General features: G+C 53.3%; 13 protein-coding genes. 1 reads left to right on the top strand and 12 read right to left on the bottom strand.

Annotated features, from left to right (window positions below):
- Positions 1 to 25: 25 nt before the first annotated feature.
- On the top strand, positions 26 to 1399 hold the full coding sequence (locus tag NQ534_RS15990; protein ID WP_006864655.1) for an aminomethyltransferase family protein: 1374 nt from the start codon (positions 26 to 28) through the stop codon (positions 1397 to 1399).
- A gap of 141 nt (positions 1400 to 1540) precedes the next feature.
- Here the strand turns inward: NQ534_RS15990 and NQ534_RS15985 are convergent, their stop codons facing one another.
- The 12 genes from NQ534_RS15985 to NQ534_RS15930 all read right to left on the bottom strand — a co-directional run bounded on the left by NQ534_RS15985 (position 1541) and on the right by NQ534_RS15930 (position 22569).
- A complete protein-coding gene (locus NQ534_RS15985) occupies positions 1541 to 2221 on the bottom strand; it encodes a class I SAM-dependent methyltransferase (RefSeq protein ID WP_040785712.1) in 681 nt (226 codons plus the stop codon).
- Positions 2222 to 2442: 221 nt separating this feature from the next.
- Positions 2443 to 3726, bottom strand: coding sequence for a group II intron reverse transcriptase/maturase (gene ltrA / locus NQ534_RS15980; RefSeq protein ID WP_157200741.1), 1284 nt, complete (start codon positions 3724 to 3726; stop codon positions 2443 to 2445).
- 561 nt (positions 3727 to 4287) lie between these two features.
- On the bottom strand, positions 4288 to 4542 hold the full coding sequence (locus NQ534_RS15975; protein ID WP_006862779.1) for an HPr family phosphocarrier protein: 255 nt from the start codon (positions 4540 to 4542) through the stop codon (positions 4288 to 4290).
- Positions 4535 to 5515, bottom strand: coding sequence for a DNA-binding protein WhiA (gene whiA, locus NQ534_RS15970; protein ID WP_006862778.1), 981 nt, complete (start codon positions 5513 to 5515; stop codon positions 4535 to 4537). The genes NQ534_RS15975 and whiA overlap by 8 nt, the downstream gene beginning before the upstream one ends.
- Before the next feature lie 23 nt (positions 5516 to 5538).
- A complete protein-coding gene (gene rapZ, locus NQ534_RS15965) occupies positions 5539 to 6396 on the bottom strand; it encodes an RNase adapter RapZ (RefSeq protein WP_006862777.1) in 858 nt (285 codons plus the stop codon).
- Between the two features lie 151 nt (positions 6397 to 6547).
- A complete protein-coding gene (gene murB, locus NQ534_RS15960; protein ID WP_006862776.1) occupies positions 6548 to 7450 on the bottom strand; it encodes a UDP-N-acetylmuramate dehydrogenase in 903 nt (300 codons plus the stop codon).
- 14 nt (positions 7451 to 7464) lie between these two features.
- Positions 7465 to 10440 (bottom strand): GtrA family protein, encoded by a 2976-nt coding sequence (locus NQ534_RS15955; protein WP_006862775.1) that lies wholly within the window; start codon positions 10438 to 10440, stop codon positions 7465 to 7467.
- 2 nt (positions 10441 to 10442) lie between these two features.
- Positions 10443 to 10664: a hypothetical protein gene (locus NQ534_RS15950; protein WP_006862774.1), complete on the bottom strand. Its 222-nt coding sequence runs from the start codon at positions 10662 to 10664 to the stop codon at positions 10443 to 10445.
- Positions 10633 to 14346 (bottom strand): helicase-exonuclease AddAB subunit AddA, encoded by a 3714-nt coding sequence (addA, locus tag NQ534_RS15945; RefSeq protein ID WP_006862773.1) that lies wholly within the window; start codon positions 14344 to 14346, stop codon positions 10633 to 10635. Before addA ends, NQ534_RS15950 begins: the two co-directional genes overlap by 32 nt.
- A gap of 295 nt (positions 14347 to 14641) precedes the next feature.
- The gene (locus NQ534_RS15940) at positions 14642 to 18130 is read right to left on the bottom strand and encodes a PD-(D/E)XK nuclease family protein (RefSeq protein WP_006862772.1); all 3489 of its coding nucleotides are present in this window, start codon (positions 18128 to 18130) and stop codon (positions 14642 to 14644) included.
- Between the two features lie 127 nt (positions 18131 to 18257).
- Complete coding sequence (locus NQ534_RS15935) at positions 18258 to 20909, bottom strand: valine--tRNA ligase (protein WP_040783917.1); 2652 nt, start codon at positions 20907 to 20909, stop codon at positions 18258 to 18260.
- A gap of 775 nt (positions 20910 to 21684) precedes the next feature.
- Positions 21685 to 22569, bottom strand: a complete 885-nt coding sequence (locus tag NQ534_RS15930) for an AraC family transcriptional regulator (RefSeq protein WP_006862768.1) — start codon at positions 22567 to 22569, stop codon at positions 21685 to 21687.
- Positions 22570 to 22575 lie beyond the last annotated feature (6 nt).

The raw sequence follows: 22575 nt of genomic DNA, 5'->3' as shown, positions 1-22575 counted from the left end.
AACAAAAATTGCAAGGAGGATAATTATGGCAGCAAATTATGTTTTTAAAGAAATCAATGACGAGGAGTACAAAAACAAATGTGTAATCGCTCCCGCCCCCAAGGAGGCAAAAACCTTCTACTCACCGTTTGAGCCGCCTTACTCTGATGTAAAGCACCTTTTTTACAATTTCTTCATACCGTATGTACAGCCGTATGAATACACCGGATGGCGCGACGAGCAGCTTTCCTGGGAAAAGACCGTCTATCTCCATGCAGGACTGAGCTGCTCTCCGTATTACCGCTTCCAGGGGCCGGACGCAACAAAATTCATGATGAAGCACTGCACCTGCACCTTCGAGAATTTCCCGGTCGGCACCGGAAAGCACGCTATCACCTGCAATGAGGAGGGCATCATCACCAGCCACGGTATGCTGTTCCGTCTGGATGAAAATACGTATGATACCTACTTTATGCTTTCTCTTGCCGCTTACTATAAGGAAGAGGCTGCCGACTATGATATGGAAATGACCGACCTGACCGGAAAGAAATTCCTGTTCCAGATAGGCGGACCGAGAAGTCTGGAGCTTCTGGAAAAAGTGACGAAGGAGGATCTGCATGACGTCAAATTCATGACCTTCCGCAATACCTCCATCAACGGAAAGACGGTGCGTATCGCCAGAATGGGTATGGCGGGCACGCTTGCGTATGAGCTTCACGGCGATACGGAAGACTCCTATGAGCTGTATGACCTGATTTACCGTGCGGGCGAAGAATTTGGTATCCGCCGTCTCGGATGGCATTCTTATATGATGGAGCATACTATCTGCGGTTATCCCCAGACCTCCTATCATTTTGCCTGCGATATTCCGGGATTTCCGGACAACACCGGAAATGTCAGCGGCAGCGTCGGCAGGGAAACTGCCGGATATACAGACCCGTATTCTCTGGGATGGGGCTTCTGCGTAAAATTCGACCATGATTTTGTCGGCAGAGAAGCGCTGGAAAAGATGAAAGCCAACCGCAAGCGCAAAATGGTTTCCCTTGTATGGAACCACGACGATATTCTGAAGGTTTATGCCTCCCAGTTTACCGACAACCCGTATGCTCCTATCGATGAGCCGAACGACCTGGCGAAGGATTACCGTGTGGCGATTCATCAGGACAAGGTTCTGGATGCAGACGGAAATATGATTGGCGTCAACAGCGGCCGTATGATGAGCCTTTACTATCATGAAATGATATCCCAGTGTCAGCTTGACCTGGCATTCTGCGAAGAGGGTACAGAGGTTTATGTACTGTGGGGCGAGCCGGGAACCAACCAGATTAAAATCCGTGCAACAGTTGCCCGCTTCCCGTACTATAACGAGAACCCCAACAACAAACTGGATGTAGAAACGATTCCGAGATATAACAAATAATCCTGCATATACAATTATCGCCTTTCTCTTTATTTTATAAATAATCATTGATACGCAGCTTCCCCCTCCTCTGCAGATACAGAGGAGGGGGAAGCTGCGTGTTATACTATATATGAAAAAAGAGGTGCTGTAAGGCAATTTTTAAGAGGCGGAGGTTTTTCTGATTAAGAAGAGCCTGTTCATTCCCGGCTGCCATTCATAGGGAAACTCCACATACCGCTCCAGGCTTCCGATTTTCTGAAAAATCTCCATCCAGTACGGCGTAGGCTCCTGCTTCAGCCGCAGAATACCGCCCTCTCCGTACATATGAGGTCCCATTTCCTCATACTCCATATCCTTTAATTCCTGTGTGGTATAGAAGGGATTCAGCTTGATAAACCAGTATCCTCCCTCCTTCAGAACACGGTTCAGCTTTACCGCAGTCTGATATCCGATGCTCTCCGGCATCACATCCAGCACATTGGACAGGATAATGCCGTCAAACCTTCCCGCTTCAAAGACGTCCAGAAAGGATTCATCCCCCTCAAAGAAATGGAGGTTGCTGTATCCGCTCATTCTGGCGGTTTCCCTGGCAAAGGAAACGCCCGTCTTCGCAGAATCGATTCCCGCGCCTTTGGGGTGTCTTTTGTACTGTGCGTACTGGAACAGGATATCGCCTGTCCCGCAGCCAAAATCCAGTACCTGGTTTGTTTTTCCTGCAAACATCATCAGGCAGGTGTCAAAAAGCGGTTCCACACTCAGCGTCTTCTCCCGCAAATCCACCGGCTGGCTTTCCGCGTAAATGGTATTCCACATATCTTTTCCGCGCTGGTCGTTCTTCATTTTTTTCTCTCCCGTGTTTTCCGGGAATACACTGCCTGTGCATTCCCTCAGATTTATATTAATCCCCATTTCCCGGAAAGTGAAGTGAAAAAACGGCATCATCAATGACGAAAGCGCAATAATTGTCATAGCAATCGAGTAGGAGGAATTTCTCTTAAATGAGAAATTCCGACCTCTCACACCACCGTGCGTACCGTTCGGTACACGGCGGTTCAATCAACTTAACAAGTGACACACCTCTCGGTGTAGTAATCCAGCATTGAGACTAATCCAAATGAGGTTAGTCTCTTTGTACTTATAGCTTTCTGTATCCAGCCATTGTGTGCGAGACGAGCGTATTTATCGCCACAATAAGCGATATTGTATGCCGCCCATCTTGGTACATCAAGTTTCATCAGATTCTTTGCTCTGTTCTGGGGAGTTTTCCAGTGTTTCCATATACACATGCGCAATCTATATCTGATGTTTCCGTCCAGTTCTCTACAGAGCGTTTTCATGCTTCCTATCCTGAAGTAGTTTATCCATCCTCTGATGAGTTGGTTGAGTTTCTCCACCTTATAGCTGTTGCTAACGCCCCAGCTACGGCAGGTGAGTTCTTTCATCTTCTTCTTAAATTTCTCAGCTGATTTTGCATGTGGTTTAGCCTTGTATTGGTGTGCCATTGGGTCATAGTAGAATCCGAATCCAAGGTATTTTAACCCTTGTGGTCTGTCTGCTTTGCTCTTGGTCATGTTGACCTTGAGTCCCAGTTTCTCTTCGATGAAACGTGATATATTTCTCATCACCCGCTTTGCAGACATTTCGCTTCCTACCATGATAATGCAGTCATCCGCATATCTTACAAAGTTCAACCCTCGCTTTTCCATTTCCTTATCGAGTTCATTGAGCATGATGTTTGCTAACAGCGGAGAAAGATTTCCTCCTTGTGGTGTTCCCACAACTGATTCCCTGTACTCATCATCTATCATGATTCCGCTTACAAGATATTTCCTTACAATAGAGATAACATCTCCATCTTTGATTGTTCTGCCAATTAAAGTCATTAACTTGTCATGGTTTACTGTGTCAAAGAACTTTTCCAGGTCAATATCTACAATCCAGTCATTTCCGTCATTCATCATGTCGAGTGCCGCAAGGATTGCCTGCTGTGCACATCTGTTTGGTCTAAATCCATAACTGTGGTCATGAAACTGTTCTTCATAGATTGGTGTTAACACTTGTGCTATGGCTTGTTGTACAAATCTGTCTGTTACTGTTGGTACTCCCAGATTTCTGACACCGCCATCCGTCTTTGGTATCTCCACTCTTCGTACTGGCTGAGGCTTATATTTCCTTGTCCTCAGCTGTTCCTTGATGATTTCGCCGTTCTTTGCAAGGTGCTCCTTAAGTTCCGTGTACTTCATTCCGTCCACTCCCTCTGCACCTTTGTTTCGTACGACTTGCAGGTACGCTCTGTTGAGATTATCTCTGGATAATATCTGCTCCATTAGACTACTTGTGTCCATGCGTTCTTTCCTTTCCGTCTCGCTTGATTTGACCATCTTTTCCCCGATTGGTTACGGCGGATGTCTGTCTCTTCTGCAACACGAGACCTACTCAAACTGATTGATTGTTCGCCCCTTCGCTCCATCTCCATTACTGAGACTTCCTCACTACTATGGACTCTGCTGACTTCTCACAGTTCGTTGTTACTAGGCTGATGGAACCTCTGTGAGACCTCCACGCTTAAGGTGCACGCTCTTTCTCTCCATATATCCGCCGCATTTACTCTGCTACTACTAACGTGATAGTTATTAGACTTCGTTGCTTTCTGCCAGCTTATCTCTCGTAGCCTAGCCTTATATGCGATTTCTGTCCGTCGGACCAGAGATTTGCCTACAGCTTCCTTCAGATTCCACCTCACGATGGACACCCTTGCTGTTCAGCTATACATTTTCCACTATCCGGGCATGTTCGGGACTTGCACCCGTTAGAGCGCGCCCATGACGCGCAAACAAAAAAGAGACGCCGGCAGTCCCGGTGTCTCCTTTTGCTCTTCCAATTTCGCCTTTTGTGCTCTATGTATGTCAATGTGTACTGAGGTATTTTTCGATGTTGTTCATTGCTTCTTCTTCGTCGGAGCCTTCTGCCTCGACAACAATTTTCTCTCCGGTCTCAAGTCCAAGCGTCATCATGCCCATAATGCTCTTCGCATTTACACGTTTGCCTTCTACTTCTACATGAATCTGGCTGTCATACTGACTCGCCACCTGTACCAGAAGTGCAACCGGTCTTGCTTCCAGGCCGTTGGCAATCTGAATTGTAATAGGTTTTTTAATCATAATGTTTCTCCTCCTTATTATCTCTCAGTTCACTGGCTATCTCACTGAGCTTTCTCAGCCGGTGATTCACGCCGGATTTTCCTACCTGAGGAGTCAAAAGCATACCTAATTCCTTTAATGTCGCGTCCGGATGGGCCAACCGGATTTCTGCCATCTGCGCCAGACCTTCCGATAAATCGCCGAATCCTTTGGTGTCCCGGATATACCTGATGTCCTCAATCTGCTTTACCGCCGCATTCACTGTCTTGTGAATATTGGCAGTCTCACAGTTCACCTTGCGGTTCACCGTGTTTCGCATATCCTTTAAAATACGGATATTTTCCAGTTCCATGAGTGCCTGGTGAGCCTCCATTACATTCAGCGCATCCACAATCTGGTCCCCCTCCTTCAGATATACCACAAAGTATTTCTTGCGGGGGATGACTCTCGCCTCCAGTTCAAATGACTTCAGCACCGACTGTATCTGCCGGGCACGGTACTCGCTCGTGCACGTAAACTCCAGGTGGTAAAATTTACGGGGGTCGCTGACGGAACCCGCCACCAGAAACGCGCCGCGCAAAAACGCCCGCTTGCAGCAGGTCTGCTGTATAATCAGACTGTCTGTGATATCCTGCGCATCCTCTGCGCCCATATAATCCAGTCCGTCTCCCTTCAGCAGCTTCACTGCCTGCAGAATACGCACTGTATCCCCGTGCCTTTTCACATATACCATGTACACACGGTTCCTGCTGCGCCCTCTGCTTTGTTTTATAGAAAGCTCAACTACTATATTAAATGTTTTTTTCAATAATGTAAAGTATTTTCTTGCGACAGAAAGATTTTCCGTCTGCACCTTTAAGCAGAAGCGCTCATTTGCCGACACCGACACGCCGCCGCACAGACTGATGATCGCCGCGATCTCGGCGATCCGGCAGTGTCTGGCCGCCGGTATCTGCCTGGAAAGCTCCTCTTTTATATTCCCGGAAAAAGACATCCGCTCTCCTCCTCCCGGAGCTGTCACCGGTTGATATCCCTGTGTTCTATCCTCACGCTGTATTCTGTCTCGCCCGCAAGCTGTTCAAAAAGCTTATTTGCAATCGTCACCGAGCGATGCTTTCCGCCCGTGCAGCCGATTCCGATTACCAGGCTGTTTTTTCCCTCCAGCACATAATTGGGAATCAGAAAATTTACCATGTCGGTGAGCTTTGCGAGAAACGTTCCCGCCTGGCTGCAGTTCATCACATATTCCTGCACCGGCAGGTCGTTGCCCGTCTGCGTCTTCAGCTCCTCCACATAATACGGATTCGGCAGGAAGCGAACATCAAACACCAGATCCGCGTCCGTCGGTATGCCGTATTTAAAGCCGAACGACACAATCGTCACCACCATATTTTTAAATTCCTGATTCTCCACAAAAATCTGGTTTAAGCTGCGCACCAGCTCGCGGATCAGCAGATTGCTGGTATCGATAATATAATCCGCTTTCTTTTTCAGAAACGCAAGCTGCCGCCGCTCCTCCTCGATTCCGTGGTCTATCCTGCGGTCGCCCGTCATCGGATGGACGCGCCGCGTCTCCTTGTAGCGCCTTATCAGCGTGGCGTCCGAGGCGTCCATAAACAGGATCTCGTAGGCGCAGCCGGATTTCTCTATCTGCTCCAGATAGCCGCCGATATCCTGCAGCCCGTTTCCATTGCGGATATCGATGCCGATCGCCGCCTTCGTAATCTCTGCACTCTGCGTGTACACCAGGTCCACAAACGTCGGCAGCAGCGGAATCGGAAGATTATCCACACAATAATAGCCCATGTCCTCCAATATTTTCAGTGCGCTTACCTTCCCGGCACCCGACATGCCGGTCACAATCACAAGTCTCATCTTCTGTCTCCCTCTCTTCGCAGCTCTTTATCCGGTTACTGTTCCATCCGTTCACAGCAACCTTCGCAAATCCATTTAAAATTCGCTTCGCGAATGAGATTTGCTCACACCTGCTGTCCGCAGTCCTCATACGCCTGCGCAATTCTTCTCATCAGAATTCTCCCAGCCGCTTTACCTCCGGCTCCAGACGCACGCCGAATTTTTTCTCCACGGTATCCTGCACCGCCTCCATCAGCGCCACAACGTCCGCCGCCGTCGCCCCGCCGGTATTAATGACAAAGCCGCAGTGCTTTTCGGAAACCTGCGCCCCGCCGACGGAAAATCCGCGCAGACCGGCATCCATAATCAGCTTGCCCGCAAAGTACCCTTCCGGGCGCTTGAAGGTGCTGCCGGCACTGGGGTATTCCAGAGGCTGCTTCGTGATGCGCCGCTCCTTCAGCTCCTCCATGCGCGCCGCGATTTCCTCCCGGCACCCCCGCTGAAGGGCAAGCGTTACCTCCGTCACCACATAGCCCCTGCGGGCAACGATGCTCGTGCGGTAGCCAAATTCCAGCTCATCTGCCGGAAGCGTCTGCAGCGCTCCGTTTTCGTCCAGTACCGTCACACTGGAAACGATGTCCTTCATTTCCCCGCCGTAGGCGCCGGCGTTCATCACGACGGCTCCGCCGATGGTTCCCGGAATCCCGGCGGCAAATTCAAATCCGGTAAGCTCCGCATCGAGAAGACGCTTTGCCGCCAGAGAATTGATCACGCCCGCCTGCAGCACCGCCGTTTCCTCTTCAATAACGATTTTCTGGAAATTCTTAAAAAGCTGTATGACAACGCCGCGCACGCCCTTATCGCCCACCAGGAGATTGCTGCCGTTGCCGATAACGTACCACGGCACAGCGCTCTCCCGGCAGAGGGCAATCACAGCGGCAAGCTCGCCGCTGCTGTGCGGCAGCACAAAATAATCCGCCGGTCCGCCGATGCGGAACGTCGTATGTCTGCTCATCGGCTCCTGCCTGCACACATTTTCCGCTCCCGCTATCTCACATAGTCTCTGATAAATCATGAAAACCTCCCTTTTTATGCTTCCGCTTCCGCCATCTGCTCCGTCCTTCTGCCGCGTCCTGGCCGGACAGTGCGTCCCTGCAGCCTGCGCTCCGCATAGCAGGTCGCAAGAAACAGCACCACGCAGAGCAGTGACAGAAAGCTGCCCAGCCACAGTCCCTCCGGAGTGAAGGTCATGGAAATTTCGTGGTCGCCCGGTTCCAGATCCAGTCCCGTCAGCGCCTCGCCCACGCGGTAAGTTTCTGTTTCCACACCGTCCACGAGCACCTTCCAGCCCTCGTCGTAGGGAATCGTCAGCAGCAGCGTGCCCGCCTCGTCCACATGAATGGTGCCGGACAGCTTATTGCCCGATTCCTGTACATTCTCCATCTGGTTGGCGGCAAGCTTATCATAAACCGCCTGATACTCCTCGTCCGTGCAGGTGTAAACGCGCACCGGAACCGGCGTATCCTTTCCTTCCTTATATTTAATCGTAATATTCGCCTTGCTGGCCTCGCCCTCTTCCGTGACGGTGCCCAGATTAAAGACATTTTTCGTATAATTATTGATAGTCTTTTCGTACTGCGGCGTTTTAATGGTAATGCTCTCCACATTCTCGGTAAACTCGATGTAGGTCTGCTCGCCCGGATGCAGGCGGATGATGTACGTCGGTCCCTCCTCCAGGGAGTACGCTTCGCGCAGCGTGTAGAAGAAATCCACCCCGGTCGCAAGCGTGGCAAAATCATCCTGCACCTTCATCGGCAGCTTATCGTTGATATCCCAGTTTTTGATATCCGATGATACCATAAAGCCGACCGACAGCGCATCCTCATTCTTATACAGCGTGAGCGGCTCCTCGTAATCCACCTTCTGCATCTGGTACAGCGTATCGCCGCCCGATTTGGAAACCACATAGCGGACGCCGAAGACATCGTTAAACAGCTTCGACATACCGTTGTAGCCGGTCTTGTTCGTGCGCGCCTCCATGCCGATGCTGCGGCAGAGATTGACCGTCGCCTCCGGCATAGTCGAGGAAAACAGCACCACACCGTTTGCGCCCATAAACATATTTTCGTTGCGCATCCGCTGGCTGTCAATCTCGCTGCGGTAAAATCCGCTTCCGTCCTCCTGCCGCGCCATCAGGGTCTGGTACGCCTTCTGCTCATTAACATAGGTACTTCTGCCGACCGTGCCGTTCATGCAGACGCCGTAAATACCGGTCGCCACCATTTCCACCGACATCAGGGAAATGAGGATGGTCTTTACCACGGCAAAGCCCTTTGCCATTCCCTGCAAAAACAATAGCAGAATGCCGTACACCGCCAGCAGGGACAGCGTAACCACATAGACGTACCACTCCCGCTCTCCGACATTGGCGTACATGCAGTATGCGGCAAAGGCCACCGGAAGAATCCAGGAGATTGCCAGCCGCCAGACGTCCAGCCTGCGGATATGCCGCAGGGCGTCGAATCCCATCACCAGAATCACGCCGATATAAATAAACGCGAAGCGGTTCGGCAGACCGTTCTGTGTATGGAAGCCGTGCCAGATATAATTCAGCATGTTGAAATTCATACTGAGCAGCAGAATGCCCATCAGCACGACCTTTGACAGACGTTCCTTAAAGCTGAGCTCCTTATCTAAAATATATAAGATGACCAGAATTAAAATGATGACGCCGCAGTAAATATTTACGCCGGACTGGTCGTCGTAGATGTTAATCGGCTCGACCAGCGCAAAATGCCCGGTGAGCTGCGTGATGCCGTCCGTATAAAATTTGATTTTCGACGGAAAGCTGCTGCCCGCCGATTCCGTCATTCCCAGCGCCAGGTACGCCGGAACCAGCACCAGCGCCGCCATACCGCCGCCAAGGAGCGCATGCCAGGCAAAGCGCAGCCCGGAGGTGACGAATTTTTTAAATGTAAATTTCCGCGCCGCCACCCAGTTTGCCAGAAAATACAGGCAGGAGAACAGGCACAGCATAAATCCGATATAGTAGTTGCAGTATATCCCGTAAAACAGGGCGCCGGTAAACAGTTTTCCGCTTTTGCCCTCACAGATGCGCTCAATTCCCATCATCACGAGCGGAAGCACCATCACGCTGTCCAGCCACATGATATTGAAATAGTAGCCAATCATAAAGGCGCTGAGCGCGTACATACAGGCAAACGGCACCGGCAGATAGTCCTTTCCTTCTCCCCGCTCAGACAGATACCAGGCGAACGCCGCCCCGGACAGCGCGATCTTCAGCAGAATCAGATACGCCATAAAGTCCATGACGTGCTCCATCGAGACCGCCGTCAGCAGGAAATTGAAGGGGCTCGCCAGATAATAGGCAAGCGTCGCCCACATATTGTAGCCCAGACCGCCGCCGAAGGAATACAGAAGCGACTCGCTGCCGGAGAGCTTCTGCTGGAAATCTGTGAAAAACGGCAGATACTGGTGCAGGGAATCGATAATCAGCACGCCGTGGTCGCCAAACGGATACACCCCATTGACAATATAGGCGACCAGCATCGTCACCGCCGGAATGGCGAACGAAATCCAGATGCAGCGCTTCTTGCGGATGGCGGCGCGCTTCTCATGCATGGTGTACTCCTTCTTTTTTCCGCTGAACACAAATATCTTGCTGAACACAAAGTTCAGCACCAGCACAACAAACTGGATGAGCAGCTTCGCCAGCATATCGTTCATGCCCCAGACGCTGCTGAGCAGCACCGTGCCGAAAATCTCGATAAACATGGTGATGCCGCGCATCCCGACAAAGCCCGCCATTTCTGACAGCAGCTCGCGCAGACCCTGTGTTTTGCTCTCGAATACAAAAATCTTATTTACCACATAGGCAAAGAAAATCGAAAGCAGGATGGAAAAAAAGTTCGCCCTTGTGACGTCCACGGACAGAACTGTCCGCAGAATAAAGTAGCTGACAAAGTTTACCATCGTGGTACAGCCGCCAAAAAAGATGTAGCGCACGATTCTGTTATGATATAGCTTTCTGATAAATTCTGACATTTTTATCTCCTCAACTTTATCTCCTCAACGCCGTTACTGCCCCGCAGTAACTCACCGTCCGGTGCCGTCATTCTGCCCCGCAGTAACTCATCGTCCGGTGCCGCCGTCCCGCCCCGCAGTAACTCATCGTCCGGCGCCGTCGCTCCGCCCCGCAGTAACTCATCGTCCGGCGCCGTCCCGCCCCGCAGTAATTCATCGTCCGGCGCCGTCGCTCCGCCCGTCAAGCGTGCAGTCCAGACAGAAAGAATAAATCAGCTTCTCGCTGACCGGAAGATGCGCAAGGCGCGTAAGCGCAATTTCATAATAGTCTAATTGTACCGCATATTTGCGATAGAGGGAAGATGCTTCTTCAAATTTCACAAAATCCGTCTTGTAATCGACCAGAACGATCTGTCCGTCCTCGATAAAATATGCATCGATGATTCCCTGGATAAGCACCGGACCGCCTGCCTGCCACTCCCGGCGGATATCGCCCGCCGGAACGGAGAGCACAAACTGCTGCTCGCGGAAAAGCTGCCCGCGCACCGCCGCCTGCGCCATCCGCTGCGCCAGCGGATGCTTCAGAAACGCCAGCAATTTCTTCTCCGAAATCAGCTCCGCCTCCTCCGCCTTCAGATGACCCGCCCGCTGCAGCCGCCCGGTCTCCGCCTCCAGAAACCGCCGCATTTCTGCTGTATCCTTCTGCACGGAGGTATCCGCAAACAACGTAAAATCAAGGCATTCCATCAGCTTATGATAAATGGTACCGCGCGCCGCGCCGGACACCTCGCTCTTCTCCTGCAGAAATTCCGGAATCAGCGGCACCGGGGCAGGCTCCTCAAACAGAAGCTCCCCGTCCTCCAGCTCATCAAACTGCGCATACTTTTTCAGCTCGGACACGCTCACCTTTGCCGGAATCTTCTCCTCTCCCCCGTAAGCATAACAGAAAGAAAGGTTTTCTGCAAGCTGCTGCGCCGCTTTTGCGTCAAATACCGCCTCCGGCGAGAGCGACAGCAGCTTTTCCCTGGTCATATAAAGCTTCTTCTGACGCTGTTTTTCCGCGCCGGTCAGCTCCCGCACCGGCAGATACGTTACCCGGCAGAAAATTTCCCGCGAAAACAGCGGGTGGCTGTGGTCCTGGTACACGCCGTATTCCTCCGCCAGGGGCGCAAAGCACCGGTTGCGCAGCAGGGACGGAATCAGCCAGTCCCAGTATGTGGAGGCGTGCGCGCGCAGCGTAAAGGGAAGCACCGTCCCCTCTCTGCGGCATACCTGCCCCCATTTCTGCAGCTTATCCGCCAGCTTTGTGACTGTTCCCGTCAGAATCAGCTTTTCCTTCGCGCGCGTCAGCGCCACGTAGAGGACGCGCAGCTCCTCGCCAAGATTTTCCTGCACCGTATATCGTTTCATAAAGCGCTTCAGCAGCGTGGCGCTGCGTATGCGAAGCTTAGGGTCCGTCCGGTCGCAGCCAATGCCGAGGTCCGCGTGCAGCACCACGCTTTTGCGGGCGTCCGACTGGTTCATCTGCTTACCCATGCCGCAGACGAACACGATGGGAAATTCCAGTCCCTTGCTCTTGTGGATACTTAAAATCCGCACGGCATTTTCCTGCTCCCCGGACGCCGCCTCCCCGAAATCCACATCGTATTTATGGAGATTCTCTATATAGCGGACAAAATTATACAATCCCCGGTAGCTTCCCTGCTCATAGGCGATTGCCTTTTCCACCAGCATGTCCAGATTCGCCTTCCTCTGGCTGCCGCCCGGCATTGCCGCCGCATATGCCGCATAGCCTGTGCGCTCAAAAATATACCAGAGCAGCTCGTGTATCGGCGTGTAAGCCGCCATGCGGCGGAATTCTGCCAGCATCGCAAAGAAATCCGCCAGCGACGGTTCCTGCATACACGCCTCGTAAAAGGGCATCTGCGGGTGAGCGCTGCGGATGGCGGCAAGCTCCCCGGCGGAAAGCCACACAATCGGGGAGTGCAGCACCGCCGTCAGCGGAATGTCCTGCCTGGGATTATCAATGACGCGCAGAAGCGACAGCACCGTCTGCACCTCCGTGGTGGAAAAATAGCCGGTGCGCGAGCCGGTGTGCGCCGGGATATCCTGCTCCGTCAGCACCTTTGCAAACGGCTCCGCCCAGCCCTGGATGGTGCGCAGCAGAATCACGATATCCCGGTACTCTGCCCTCCGGTAAGCGCCCAGTGCATTATCCCACACCAGCTCCTTTCCGACAATTCCGGCAATCCTCTGCGCGACTGCATATGCCTCCAGCTCCCGCGCAGATTCCTCCGGCTTTTCTTTTTCCTCCTCCGCCTCCGCGTCAATCAGCAGCACCTCGGTGTCGCGGAAGGCGTCATCGTCGCCGGGCGCAAACTCCGCCCCCGGATAGAGCGCCGCCGCATCGTCGTATTCCACATTTCCCAGATGCTTTTCCATAATCTGTTCAAACAGGAAATTGACAAAGGTCAGCACCTGGCTGCGGCTGCGGAAATTCCGGTGCAGGTCAATGCGTCTCTGCGCCGCCTGCGGCTCCCCGGTGCGGTAGCTGTCGTATTTTTCCGTGAAAAGCTCCGGGCGCGCCAGACGGAAGCGGTAGATGCTCTGCTTGACATCGCCCACCATAAACAGGTTGTGGCCGCCGCTGTGTTTTTTGGAAATGCTGGTCAGAATCAGTTCCTGCACCAGGTTGCTGTCCTGGTATTCATCAATCAGGATTTCCTCGTAATGCGCGGCAAATTCCTCCGCCACCGGCGTCGGGCAGAGCTTCCCGTCCCTGCGCGTCACCAGAATCTGCAGCGCAAAATGCTCCAGGTCATCAAAATCCATCATATTTTTCTTTACTTTTTCCGCAGCGTAACGCGCGGCAAACCGGGATACAAATTCCGTGATGCCGGCGACGACCGGCGCGCAGTCCCGCATTGCGGCTGCCGCCGTCTCTGCCGGGGAGCTGTAAAATTCCGTCCGCAAATCCTCGACCGCTTTTTTGTAGCTCTCCCGCAGATTCTTCACCTGCTGCTTTTTTTCCTCCGAAACAGAAGCGTCCTTTTTGGCGGACAGGCGCGTCCAGCTTATCTGCTGCATGGCGGCGCACCGTCCCGTATAGGTTTTTTCTGCCAGAAGCGCGTCTGCAAGCTGCAGATCCGCCTCCAGTGCATCGCAGTAAGGATAAGGACCGTCCGGGCTCTCCGCTATGGCAAGCGCCTCCTCTATCTGCGCCCGCACCTCCTCCAGAATCTGTGTGGAGAGCTGCTGAAGCTGCCGCACCCACGCTGTTTCGTCAAACTCCTCTGCCGACAGGTCGTAAGCGTCTCTGCATTCCTGCAGCCATTCCTCCGGAAACGGAAAGCTTCTGGAAAAATGATAGAGCGAGAGCGCCGTCTCCGCAAGCGCCGCGTCGTCCCTCCCCGGCGCCAGACACTCCGCCATGTAGCGGAATTCCTCCGTATTCTCCGCGTAGGCTTCCTCCACCAGCTTATCCATCACGTCGCTCTGCAGCAGCTTCTGCTCTCCCTCGTCCGCCACATGCAGTCCGGGGTCCAGGTCAATCGTATGGAAATGGTTGCGGATCACATACTGGCAGAAGCTGTGGATGGTGGTGATCTGCGCGTTGGAAAGCAGGGAGACCTGCCGCTGCAGATGCTCCAGCAGCCGCTCCTCCTCCCCGCCGTCCGCCCGGCAGTCTTCTATCTTCTGCTCAATCGCCACGCGGATGCGGTCCTTCATCTCACCCGCCGCCGCGTTGGTAAAGGTTACAATCAGAAGACGGTCGATATCCCGCGGATGCTCTTTATCTGTCAGCATTGACAAAATGCGCTCCACCAGGACCGCCGTCTTTCCGGAGCCCGCCGCCGCCGACACCAGCAGGTCGCAGCCGCGCGCATCAATCACCTGCCGCTGGTCCTCAGTCCACTTTACACCCATTCTTCCACCTCCTGCTATCTGTTCCCCAAATTCATTTTCTGAAACTATGCACGCATCTGTATTTTATGCGGAAAATGTGCATGGAATCTGCCGCCATCTGTCCGGGGCGCAGACGATAGGCAGATTTTGCAGATTTTGCGAGCATAGCGGCAGCAATTTTGTCCGACCCGCTTTTATGGAGGCAAAATTGCTGCCAATAAGCGGCGCAGCAAAATCAAAAAATCAACGTGTCTGCGACCGGACAGATGGCGGGCAGATTCCCGGCAAAAAATTCTGCACAAACTGCAGATGCCGCTTATGTTTCCGCCAATTTTTTCCAGATATCCTCCGCACTGTATTCTTTCAGCCGCTTTGTATGCGTGCCGGGAATTTTTCCATCCAGGCAGCACACCGGACGATAAATACAGTAATCGCACGCTGTCTGCTGCTTCCGCTGGTACGGCACCGGGGAAATCTCGCCCTCCATCATGGCGCTGCCGAGCTCCTGCAGCTTTTTGTGGACAAAGCCGGAGAGCGCCGCAAACTGTTCGCCTGTCGCCGTTTTAGAAAGCTTCGACGGCCGCCCGTCTTTATTGATGCTCACCGGAATGACGTCGGAGGATTTTTCCAGCCGCACATCCATTTCCCCGAATACCGCCGGGTCTTCATTTACCAGACCGTCCGGGCGGAGCTGGCGCAAAAGCTTCTTATTGATTTCCTCCGGCGTCAGCTCTTCGTCCGTCTCCACCAGCGGGTCCTGCATATGATAATAAAAAATACCCGCGGGAACAATCTCTTTTTCCGGATGTACTTTTTTCTCCAGCTCCATAGCGGCGTTAAGGTATACCACAAGCTGAAGCTGGAGCCCATAATACAGCGCCACCAGGTCAAAGGAGGTGTTTCCCGATTTGTAATCAATCACCTTGACATAGACCTGCTCCTCTTTTTCGCAGACGTCTATGCGGTCGATGCGCCCCTGCAGCCGCATCTTTTCCTCCGGAGACAACGCAATGTTCACCGCCTCCAGCTCCTCCGCCTGTGAGAAAGAGACTTCAAAGTTTGCCGGATAAAAATGTCCGGACTGAATCTGGCGGTGCAGCGCCCACACGGTCCGGCGCATAATCCGCTTCATGCGCCCGATCATTGCCTCGTTGCGGGCGCTGTCGTGCAGGATCTGCTGTCCGTATGCCGCGGACACCTCATTGACGGCTTCTTCTATAAAGCGGTCACGCACCTCCTCCGGTATCCGGAACCAGTCGTAGCCGCTCTCCTCCACCTTGCGGGAGTACAGCTCGATGGCGCTGTGAAACACTCTGCCCATGTCCACCGGGCGGAATACATATTCCTCGCGCTCCTGCAGACGAAGCCCATACTGCAGGAAATGTGCAAACGCGCAGGACGCGAATTTTTCCAGACGGCTGACGCTGTTTACCAGCACCTCGCCGTACAGCTCGCGCGCCGCCTTCCGTCCGATTCCGCTCTCGTCGAAGGTAAGGAACGCTGCTTCCACCAGCCGCTGCACCTGCTTTTTTGTATCCTCTTTGCGCCGGTACCAGTTATACAGCTCCAGCCACTCGCCGGAGGGCTGCCGCTCCCGGATGCTCCAGAAGCCCTCCAGCAGATAAGCGAGCGCATTCTGCGGCGTCTCCACCCGGCTGCTGAAGGATTCGCAGACGTCCTCGTCGTGCACGGACAGCCCCGGAAACAGCCTGCCGATGGTGCGCATCACATAGGAGGGGCGCAAAAGACTGCCGTCCGCCGTCGCCTTGCTGCAGGAGAGGTACAGCCTCTCTCTGGGCTTTGTCAGATTCAGATACAGGTAAAACCGCTGGATATAGCTGTTCTGACGCGTTGTCGGGGCAAGCTCGACCCGGCTCTCCATCAGTGTCTCCCGCTCCATATCGGAGAGCAGTCCGCCGCCTGCGCCCGTCGCCGGAACCCAGCCGTCGTTTAAGCCAAGGAAAATCAGCACCTTGATGTCCGTCAGACGCGAACGCTCCAGATCGCCCACCTGCACCCGGTCGGCGGACGGCGGGATGAGACGCACACGCGCCTCCTCAAAGCCCGCCTCCAGAAGCTCTGTGTATTCCTGCAGCGTCAGCGCCTCCTCCCTCAGAAGCTCTGCCAGCTTATCAAAAATGCCAATTACCATCGCGTAAATTCCGGCAAATTCCTTTTCCAGCTCCGCCTGTCCGTCTGCGCGGAACTGTTTTTCCATATCGGCGAGCTGCTGCTGGATATTGTAATGACAGAGAAGCGTGTGCAGGCCTTCTGTTTTTTCCCGCGCCGTTGTCCGCGCCTGCCGCATACAGGACACCAGCGGCAGCAGCGGCTCCATGATAAGGCTGCGCAGCTCCTCACAGAGCGCAAGCTGCTCTTCGTCCAGAAAATCCACAGCTCTGGTAAACGGCTCCCGCCACCGGGAAAATCCGCGCACGCCCGCCGCCAGCACGTAATTTTCCAGCATATCGAGCTTCTGTGCGTCTATCCGGCAGAGCCCTGTCCGCAGGTAGCGGAATACTGACGCGCAGGTAAAGTCCTGCTGTATCATGTCCAGCACAGCGCGCAGAAATTCGACCAGCGGATTGGAAAAGACTGTCCGCGTGCTGTCCATAAAGTATGCGATTTTGTATTCTCCGAACACCTGCGGGATGTAGCTGCTGTAGGAGGGCAAATCTCCCACGATGACCGCGATATCCTGATAGCGGTAGCCCTGCCGCAGAAGCGCGCGGATGGTGCGGGCGGCAAAATGCGCCTCCTGCACCGGGTTCGCCGCCGTGTGCAGGGAAATTGCACAGCCGGAAGAAGCGCACTCCGGTTCTGCCTCCCCGCTCCGGGCCGTTTCCTCTGCCGTATGCGGATTTGCGCTCCGGACCGGTTCTTCTGCCGGTTCTGTCCACTGCGCTTTTCCGCCGCCGAACAGGTACGCTTCCAGAAAGCCAAGCTCCGGGCTTTTTGTAAAGCGCGGCAGCGTTTTCCACTCCATCACCACCGGCGGCAGAATCTCACAGCCCGCCTCCTGCGCGGTGTGCGCCAGAGAACGGATGGTCTTTTTGCTCAGATAAAACAGCTCGTGCTCCCCGCGGATACGGTAGAATTCCTCCTGCGCGCGGATAGTCACGGTCACATACACCTGCTCCGCCAGGGAAAAAAGCTCGCGCAGCAGCTTATTCTGCACAGGCGTGAAACCGGTAAACCCGTCGATTGCCACCACGCAGCCCTTTAAAATGGCGGACTGGCGCGCCACCTGGCAGAGCGCCTCCAATGTTTCCTCCGCCGTAATATATTTTCCCTCCAGCTCCTCCTGGAAGCTTTCATAGAGAAGCCGGATATCTTTCAGCTTATAAAAGAGGGACGGCTTTTGCTCCGCCTGCTGCAAAAGCCGCTCCATCTTTTCCGAATCGATATCATACTGCGTCAACTCTGAAATCATGGATTTCATCTGCTGCAGATATCCCATTTTTTTCAGATTGCCCTTTAAAACCTTTAGTTCATCCTGCACCCTGGAGGCGGCACGCCGCAGAAGCAGCGTTTTTCCCAGCTCCTCCAGCACGGTGCGTTTATCCGCCCCCACCTCCTCGAAAATGCGGTGGGCAAGACGCTGGAAGCTTAAAATATCAATATTCAGCAAGCCCCCGTCCGGATGCAGGCGCACCAGCTCGCGCTGCGTCTGCATGGTAAACTGCTCCGGCACGATTACCAGAAATTTCTTTTCCGGCGACTGCACCGCAGCCTCAATAATGCTGCTGTAAATGTAATGGGATTTCCCGCTCCCGGAGCTTCCCAGTATCAGACGCAGTGACATAGCTTCTCCTTTCCTGCCGTGATGCGCCGCACTTTTTTGCCGGCTGTCCCGATTCTGCCGGGGCGCGCACCGCGATACCTTTCCTTCCCCTCTGCGCAGGCTGTTTCGTTCCTGCGCCGCAATACCTTTACTTTGTCAGATGTGCCAGGCGCTCCTGCACCTGGTTCATCATATCGGTGTATTTTGCAAGCTTCGCCTTTTCCTCGGCAATTTTTGCCTCCGGAGCCCGGCTTACAAATTTCTCGTTGCCGAGCATACCGTTTACACGCGCAAGCTCCTTCGTCAGGCGCTCTTCTTCTTTTTTCAAACGCTCTATTTCCTTCTCAATATCCACCAGCTCGGCAAACGGCATGTAAAGCACCGCCTCATGAATCACTGCCGATACGGCGTCCTCGCCGATGCCCGCCTTATCCGCCTGGATAACGACCTCGCTCGCATAGCCGAGGGTCGCAAAGAATACTTTTCCGTCTTCAAAAATGCTGCGCACTTCTTCTTTTTCCGAAACCACGAATACCTTTGCCTTTCTGCTGGGCGGAACGTTCATGGAGCTGCGCACGTTGCGGATGGCGCGCACCGCCTCCTTGATTACCTCTACCGCCGTCTCTTCCGCCGCAAAATCCCATTCTGCCGTCCACTCCGGCCAGGAAGCAATCATGATGGATTCCTCCTGCGGATTCAGGGTGCAGTAGATTTCCTCCGTGATAAACGGCATGTACGGATGCAGCAGCTTCAGCGCGTTTCCGAGAACCGCCTTCAGGGTCCACAGCGCCGCCGCCTTCGTGGTATCCGTGTCGCTGTACAGACGCGGCTTCACCATTTCGATATACCAGTCGCAGAATTCCTCCCAGATGAAGTCGTATACCTTCTGCACCGCGATGCCCAGCTCGAATTTTTCCATGTTGTCCGTGACGTCCTTCGCCAGCGCGTTTACTTTGGAAAGAATCCACTTATCCGCCTGCGTCAGGCTCTCTTTGGGCATCTGCTCCGGAATTTCCGCTTTTTCCAGATTCATCATGATGAAACGGGAAGCGTTCCAGATTTTGTTTGCGAAGTTTCTGCTCGCCTCCACGCGCTCCCAGTAGAAGCGCATATCGTTGCCGGGCGCATTGCCGGTCATCAGCGTCAGACGGAGTGCGTCCGCGCCGTATTTGTCGATTACCTCCAGCGGGTCGATGCCGTTTCCGAGGGATTTGCTCATCTTGCGCCCCTGGGAATCGCGCACCAGACCGTGGATCAGCACATGATGGAACGGCGCTTTCCCGGTCTGCTCAAGCCCGGAGAATACCATGCGGATTACCCAGAAGAAGATGATATCATAACCGGTCACCAGCACGTCGGTCGGATAGAAATATTCCAGCTCCGGCGTTTTATCCGGCCAGCCCAGCGTGGAAAACGGCCAGAGCGCTGAGGAGAACCAGGTATCCAGCGTATCCTCATCCTGCGTAAAGTGTGTGCAGCCGCATTTCGGGCATTTTTCCGGCGCGCCGCCTCTGCGCACCACAACCTCCCCGCACTCGTCGCAGTAGTACGCCGGGATGCGGTGTCCCCACCAGAGCTGGCGGGAAATGCACCAGTCGCGGATATTTTCCAGCCAGTGCAGGTACGTCTTGTCAAAACGCTCCGGCACAAAGGTCAGCTCGCCGTCCTCCAGCGCCCTGATTGCCTCTTTCGCCATTTCGTCCATGCGCACGAACCACTGCTGCTTTACCATCGGCTCCACCGTCGTCTTGCAGCGGTCATGCGTGCCGACTGCGTGCATATGCGGAACTACCTTCACCAAAAGCCCCAGGTCGTCGAGGTCTTTTACAATGGCTTTGCGCGCCTCGTAGCGGTCCATGCCGGCATACTTTCCGCCCAGCTCATTGATGGTGGCGTCGTCGTTCATGATGCAGATTTCTTCCAGATTGTGGCGTTTGCCCACCTCAAAGTCGTTCGGGTCATGCGCCGGCGTAATCTTCACGCAGCCGGTTCCAAATTCCTTGTCTACATAGGCATCGGCAATCACCGGAATCTGCCTGCCGGTCAGCGGCAGCTCCAGCATTTTCCCTATCAGATCCGTGTAGCGCTCATCCTCCGGGTTTACAGCAACCGCCGTATCGCCCAGCAGCGTTTCCGGACGGGTGGTCGCGATTTCCACATATTTTCCTTCCTCGCCCACTACCGGATAGTTGATGTGCCAGAAGTGTCCCTCCTGGTCCTCATGCAGCACTTCGGCATCGGAAATCGAGGTCTGGCATACCGGACACCAGTTGATGATGCGGGAACCCTTGTAGATGTAACCCTTCTCGTACAGCTTGACAAAAACTTCTTCTACGGCTTTCGAGCAGCCCTCGTCCATCGTAAAGCGCTCGCGCTCCCAGTCTGCGGAGGAACCAAGCTTTTTGAGCTGGTTGATGATACGGGAGCCGTACTCTTCCTTCCACGCCCAGGCATGCTTTAAAAATTCTTCGCGCCCGATCTCGTCCTTGTCGATGCCCTGCTCTTTAAGCTTTTCGATTACCTTTACCTCGGTTGCGATCGCCGCGTGGTCGGTTCCCGGCTGCCACAGCGCCTCATAGCCCTGCATCCGCTTAAAGCGGATGATGATATCCTGCATGGTGTTGTCCAGGGCATGCCCCATGTGAAGCTGCCCGGTAACGTTGGGCGGCGGCATTACGATGGTGAACGGTTTCTTGTCCGGGTTTACCTTTGCGTGGAAGTAGCCGTTGTCCATCCACTTCTGATACAGTCTCTCCTCCAGCCCCTTCGGGTCGTAGGTTTTTGCAAGCTCTTTGCTCATGATGATTCTCCTTTTCATACGGTTTGGCGGAGCATTTTGTCTCACAGCATTTGGGGAAAGATTGTATGAAAATCCCAGCCCGAATCCGTCTGTCACAGTTCCGTAAGCAGACACGTTGATTTTTTGCCTTTGCTGCGCCGCCTATTGGCAGAAATTTTGCCTCCATAAAAACCGGTCGGACAAAATTTCTGCCGCTATGCTCGCAAAGCCTGCAAAATCTGCCTATCGTCTGCTTACGGAACTGTAACGCCGGATTCTTCGCTGCGTTTTCCCGCAAATCCTTCTAATGGAAATGCTTTGTCCCCAAATCCGTTCTGAAAATAATAACTTCCAGGAGACAACGAAAGCCCTCCGCACGGCTTTCGTGCGAAGGGCGTATATACGCGGTACCACCTTCATTTATTACTCATTCTCCTTAACGCGGAGCAGACGTGAATCCTTACGCACCACACAGCGTCTCTGCACTGCTTCTGTCATACAGTATGCGAAGCCTGGGCTGCACCCGTTTTCGCCACCGCACACAGAATCTCCACTCTGCGGCTTCCGGATTCCAGTTCAAAAGCTACCTTCCATCCGCACTCTCCCGGATATTCTTTCAGCCGGTGGAATATCCTCTCTGATGGCGCCGCGGATGTACTCCTCTTTCTCAAAACCTTTTCCAATGCCTTTATCATAGCGGACAGTTGAAATTTTGTCAAGAAGAAAACACATCCGGTCACATTTTAGATTTTTGCAATTTTTGCATCTTTTCTAAAGTCTTTTATTGATAACAATATCATACTTTTATCTCGGACGCTTTCCGGTAGTTCAGCGGTGTCTGCCCCGTTTCCTTCTTAAAAAGATTAATGTAATAGCTTGGGCTCTGAAATCCGCACAGCGACGCAATCTCTGAAACAGAAAGCTCCGTATCCCGCAACAGTTCCGCGCTTTTCGACAGCCGGTATTTTGTCAGATACGCAACCGGCGACATCCGGACATACTGCCGGAATAACTGGCAGCTTTTGCTCCGGCAGACGGCGCCGGCACCGGCTATTTTATCAAGGGTAAGCTTTTCTCTGTAATTGTTCTGAATATATTCTGTCATATTCAGAAAAGCCATTTGTGTAACATTATGTTTCCCACTGCTTTCCATTGTTTCAATATGCTCTCCTGCATCTGCACATATAGAAATCGCTTCCGCCAGCAGTCTGAGCGGATTGAAGGAAGCCGCGTTTATCTCCCGGTATATCCGGTCAATCCCCTCTATCATCTTCTTTTGCCAGGAAATATGGGAATCCAGCAATATGTAATCCACATTTGCAAAACCAAATTTCTGTTCCGCGAAAATCCACGCTTTATCAAAGGAATTCGTAAACAGGGAAGGATGCACAACAAGCGCAATAAATGTACATTCCTCTTTCTGCCTGGAAAAACCATAATGCAGTCTGCGGCTGTTCACAAAAATTACCTGCCCCTGCCGGATAGGAATCCTGTTCCCGTTAATGAAATAGTCCATTGCGCCATCAATGATGTAGATAAATTCCAAATCCGGGTGCCAGTGGCACAGCGCCTCGTAGCCATAACGGGAAAGCTTATCTTTCTTTATATAAAGTGGAAAACCGGCTAAATTGTAATGTAAACGCTCTGAAAAATCGGCGGATACCTCTAAAGGTGAATTCATACAATG

The organism is Marvinbryantia formatexigens DSM 14469 (assembly GCF_025148285.1).
GTDB classification, from domain to species: Bacteria; Bacillota; Clostridia; order Lachnospirales; family Lachnospiraceae; genus Marvinbryantia; species Marvinbryantia formatexigens.
Note: the sequence above shows the minus strand (reverse complement) of the source record. Positions and strands in the feature narration are given on the sequence as shown.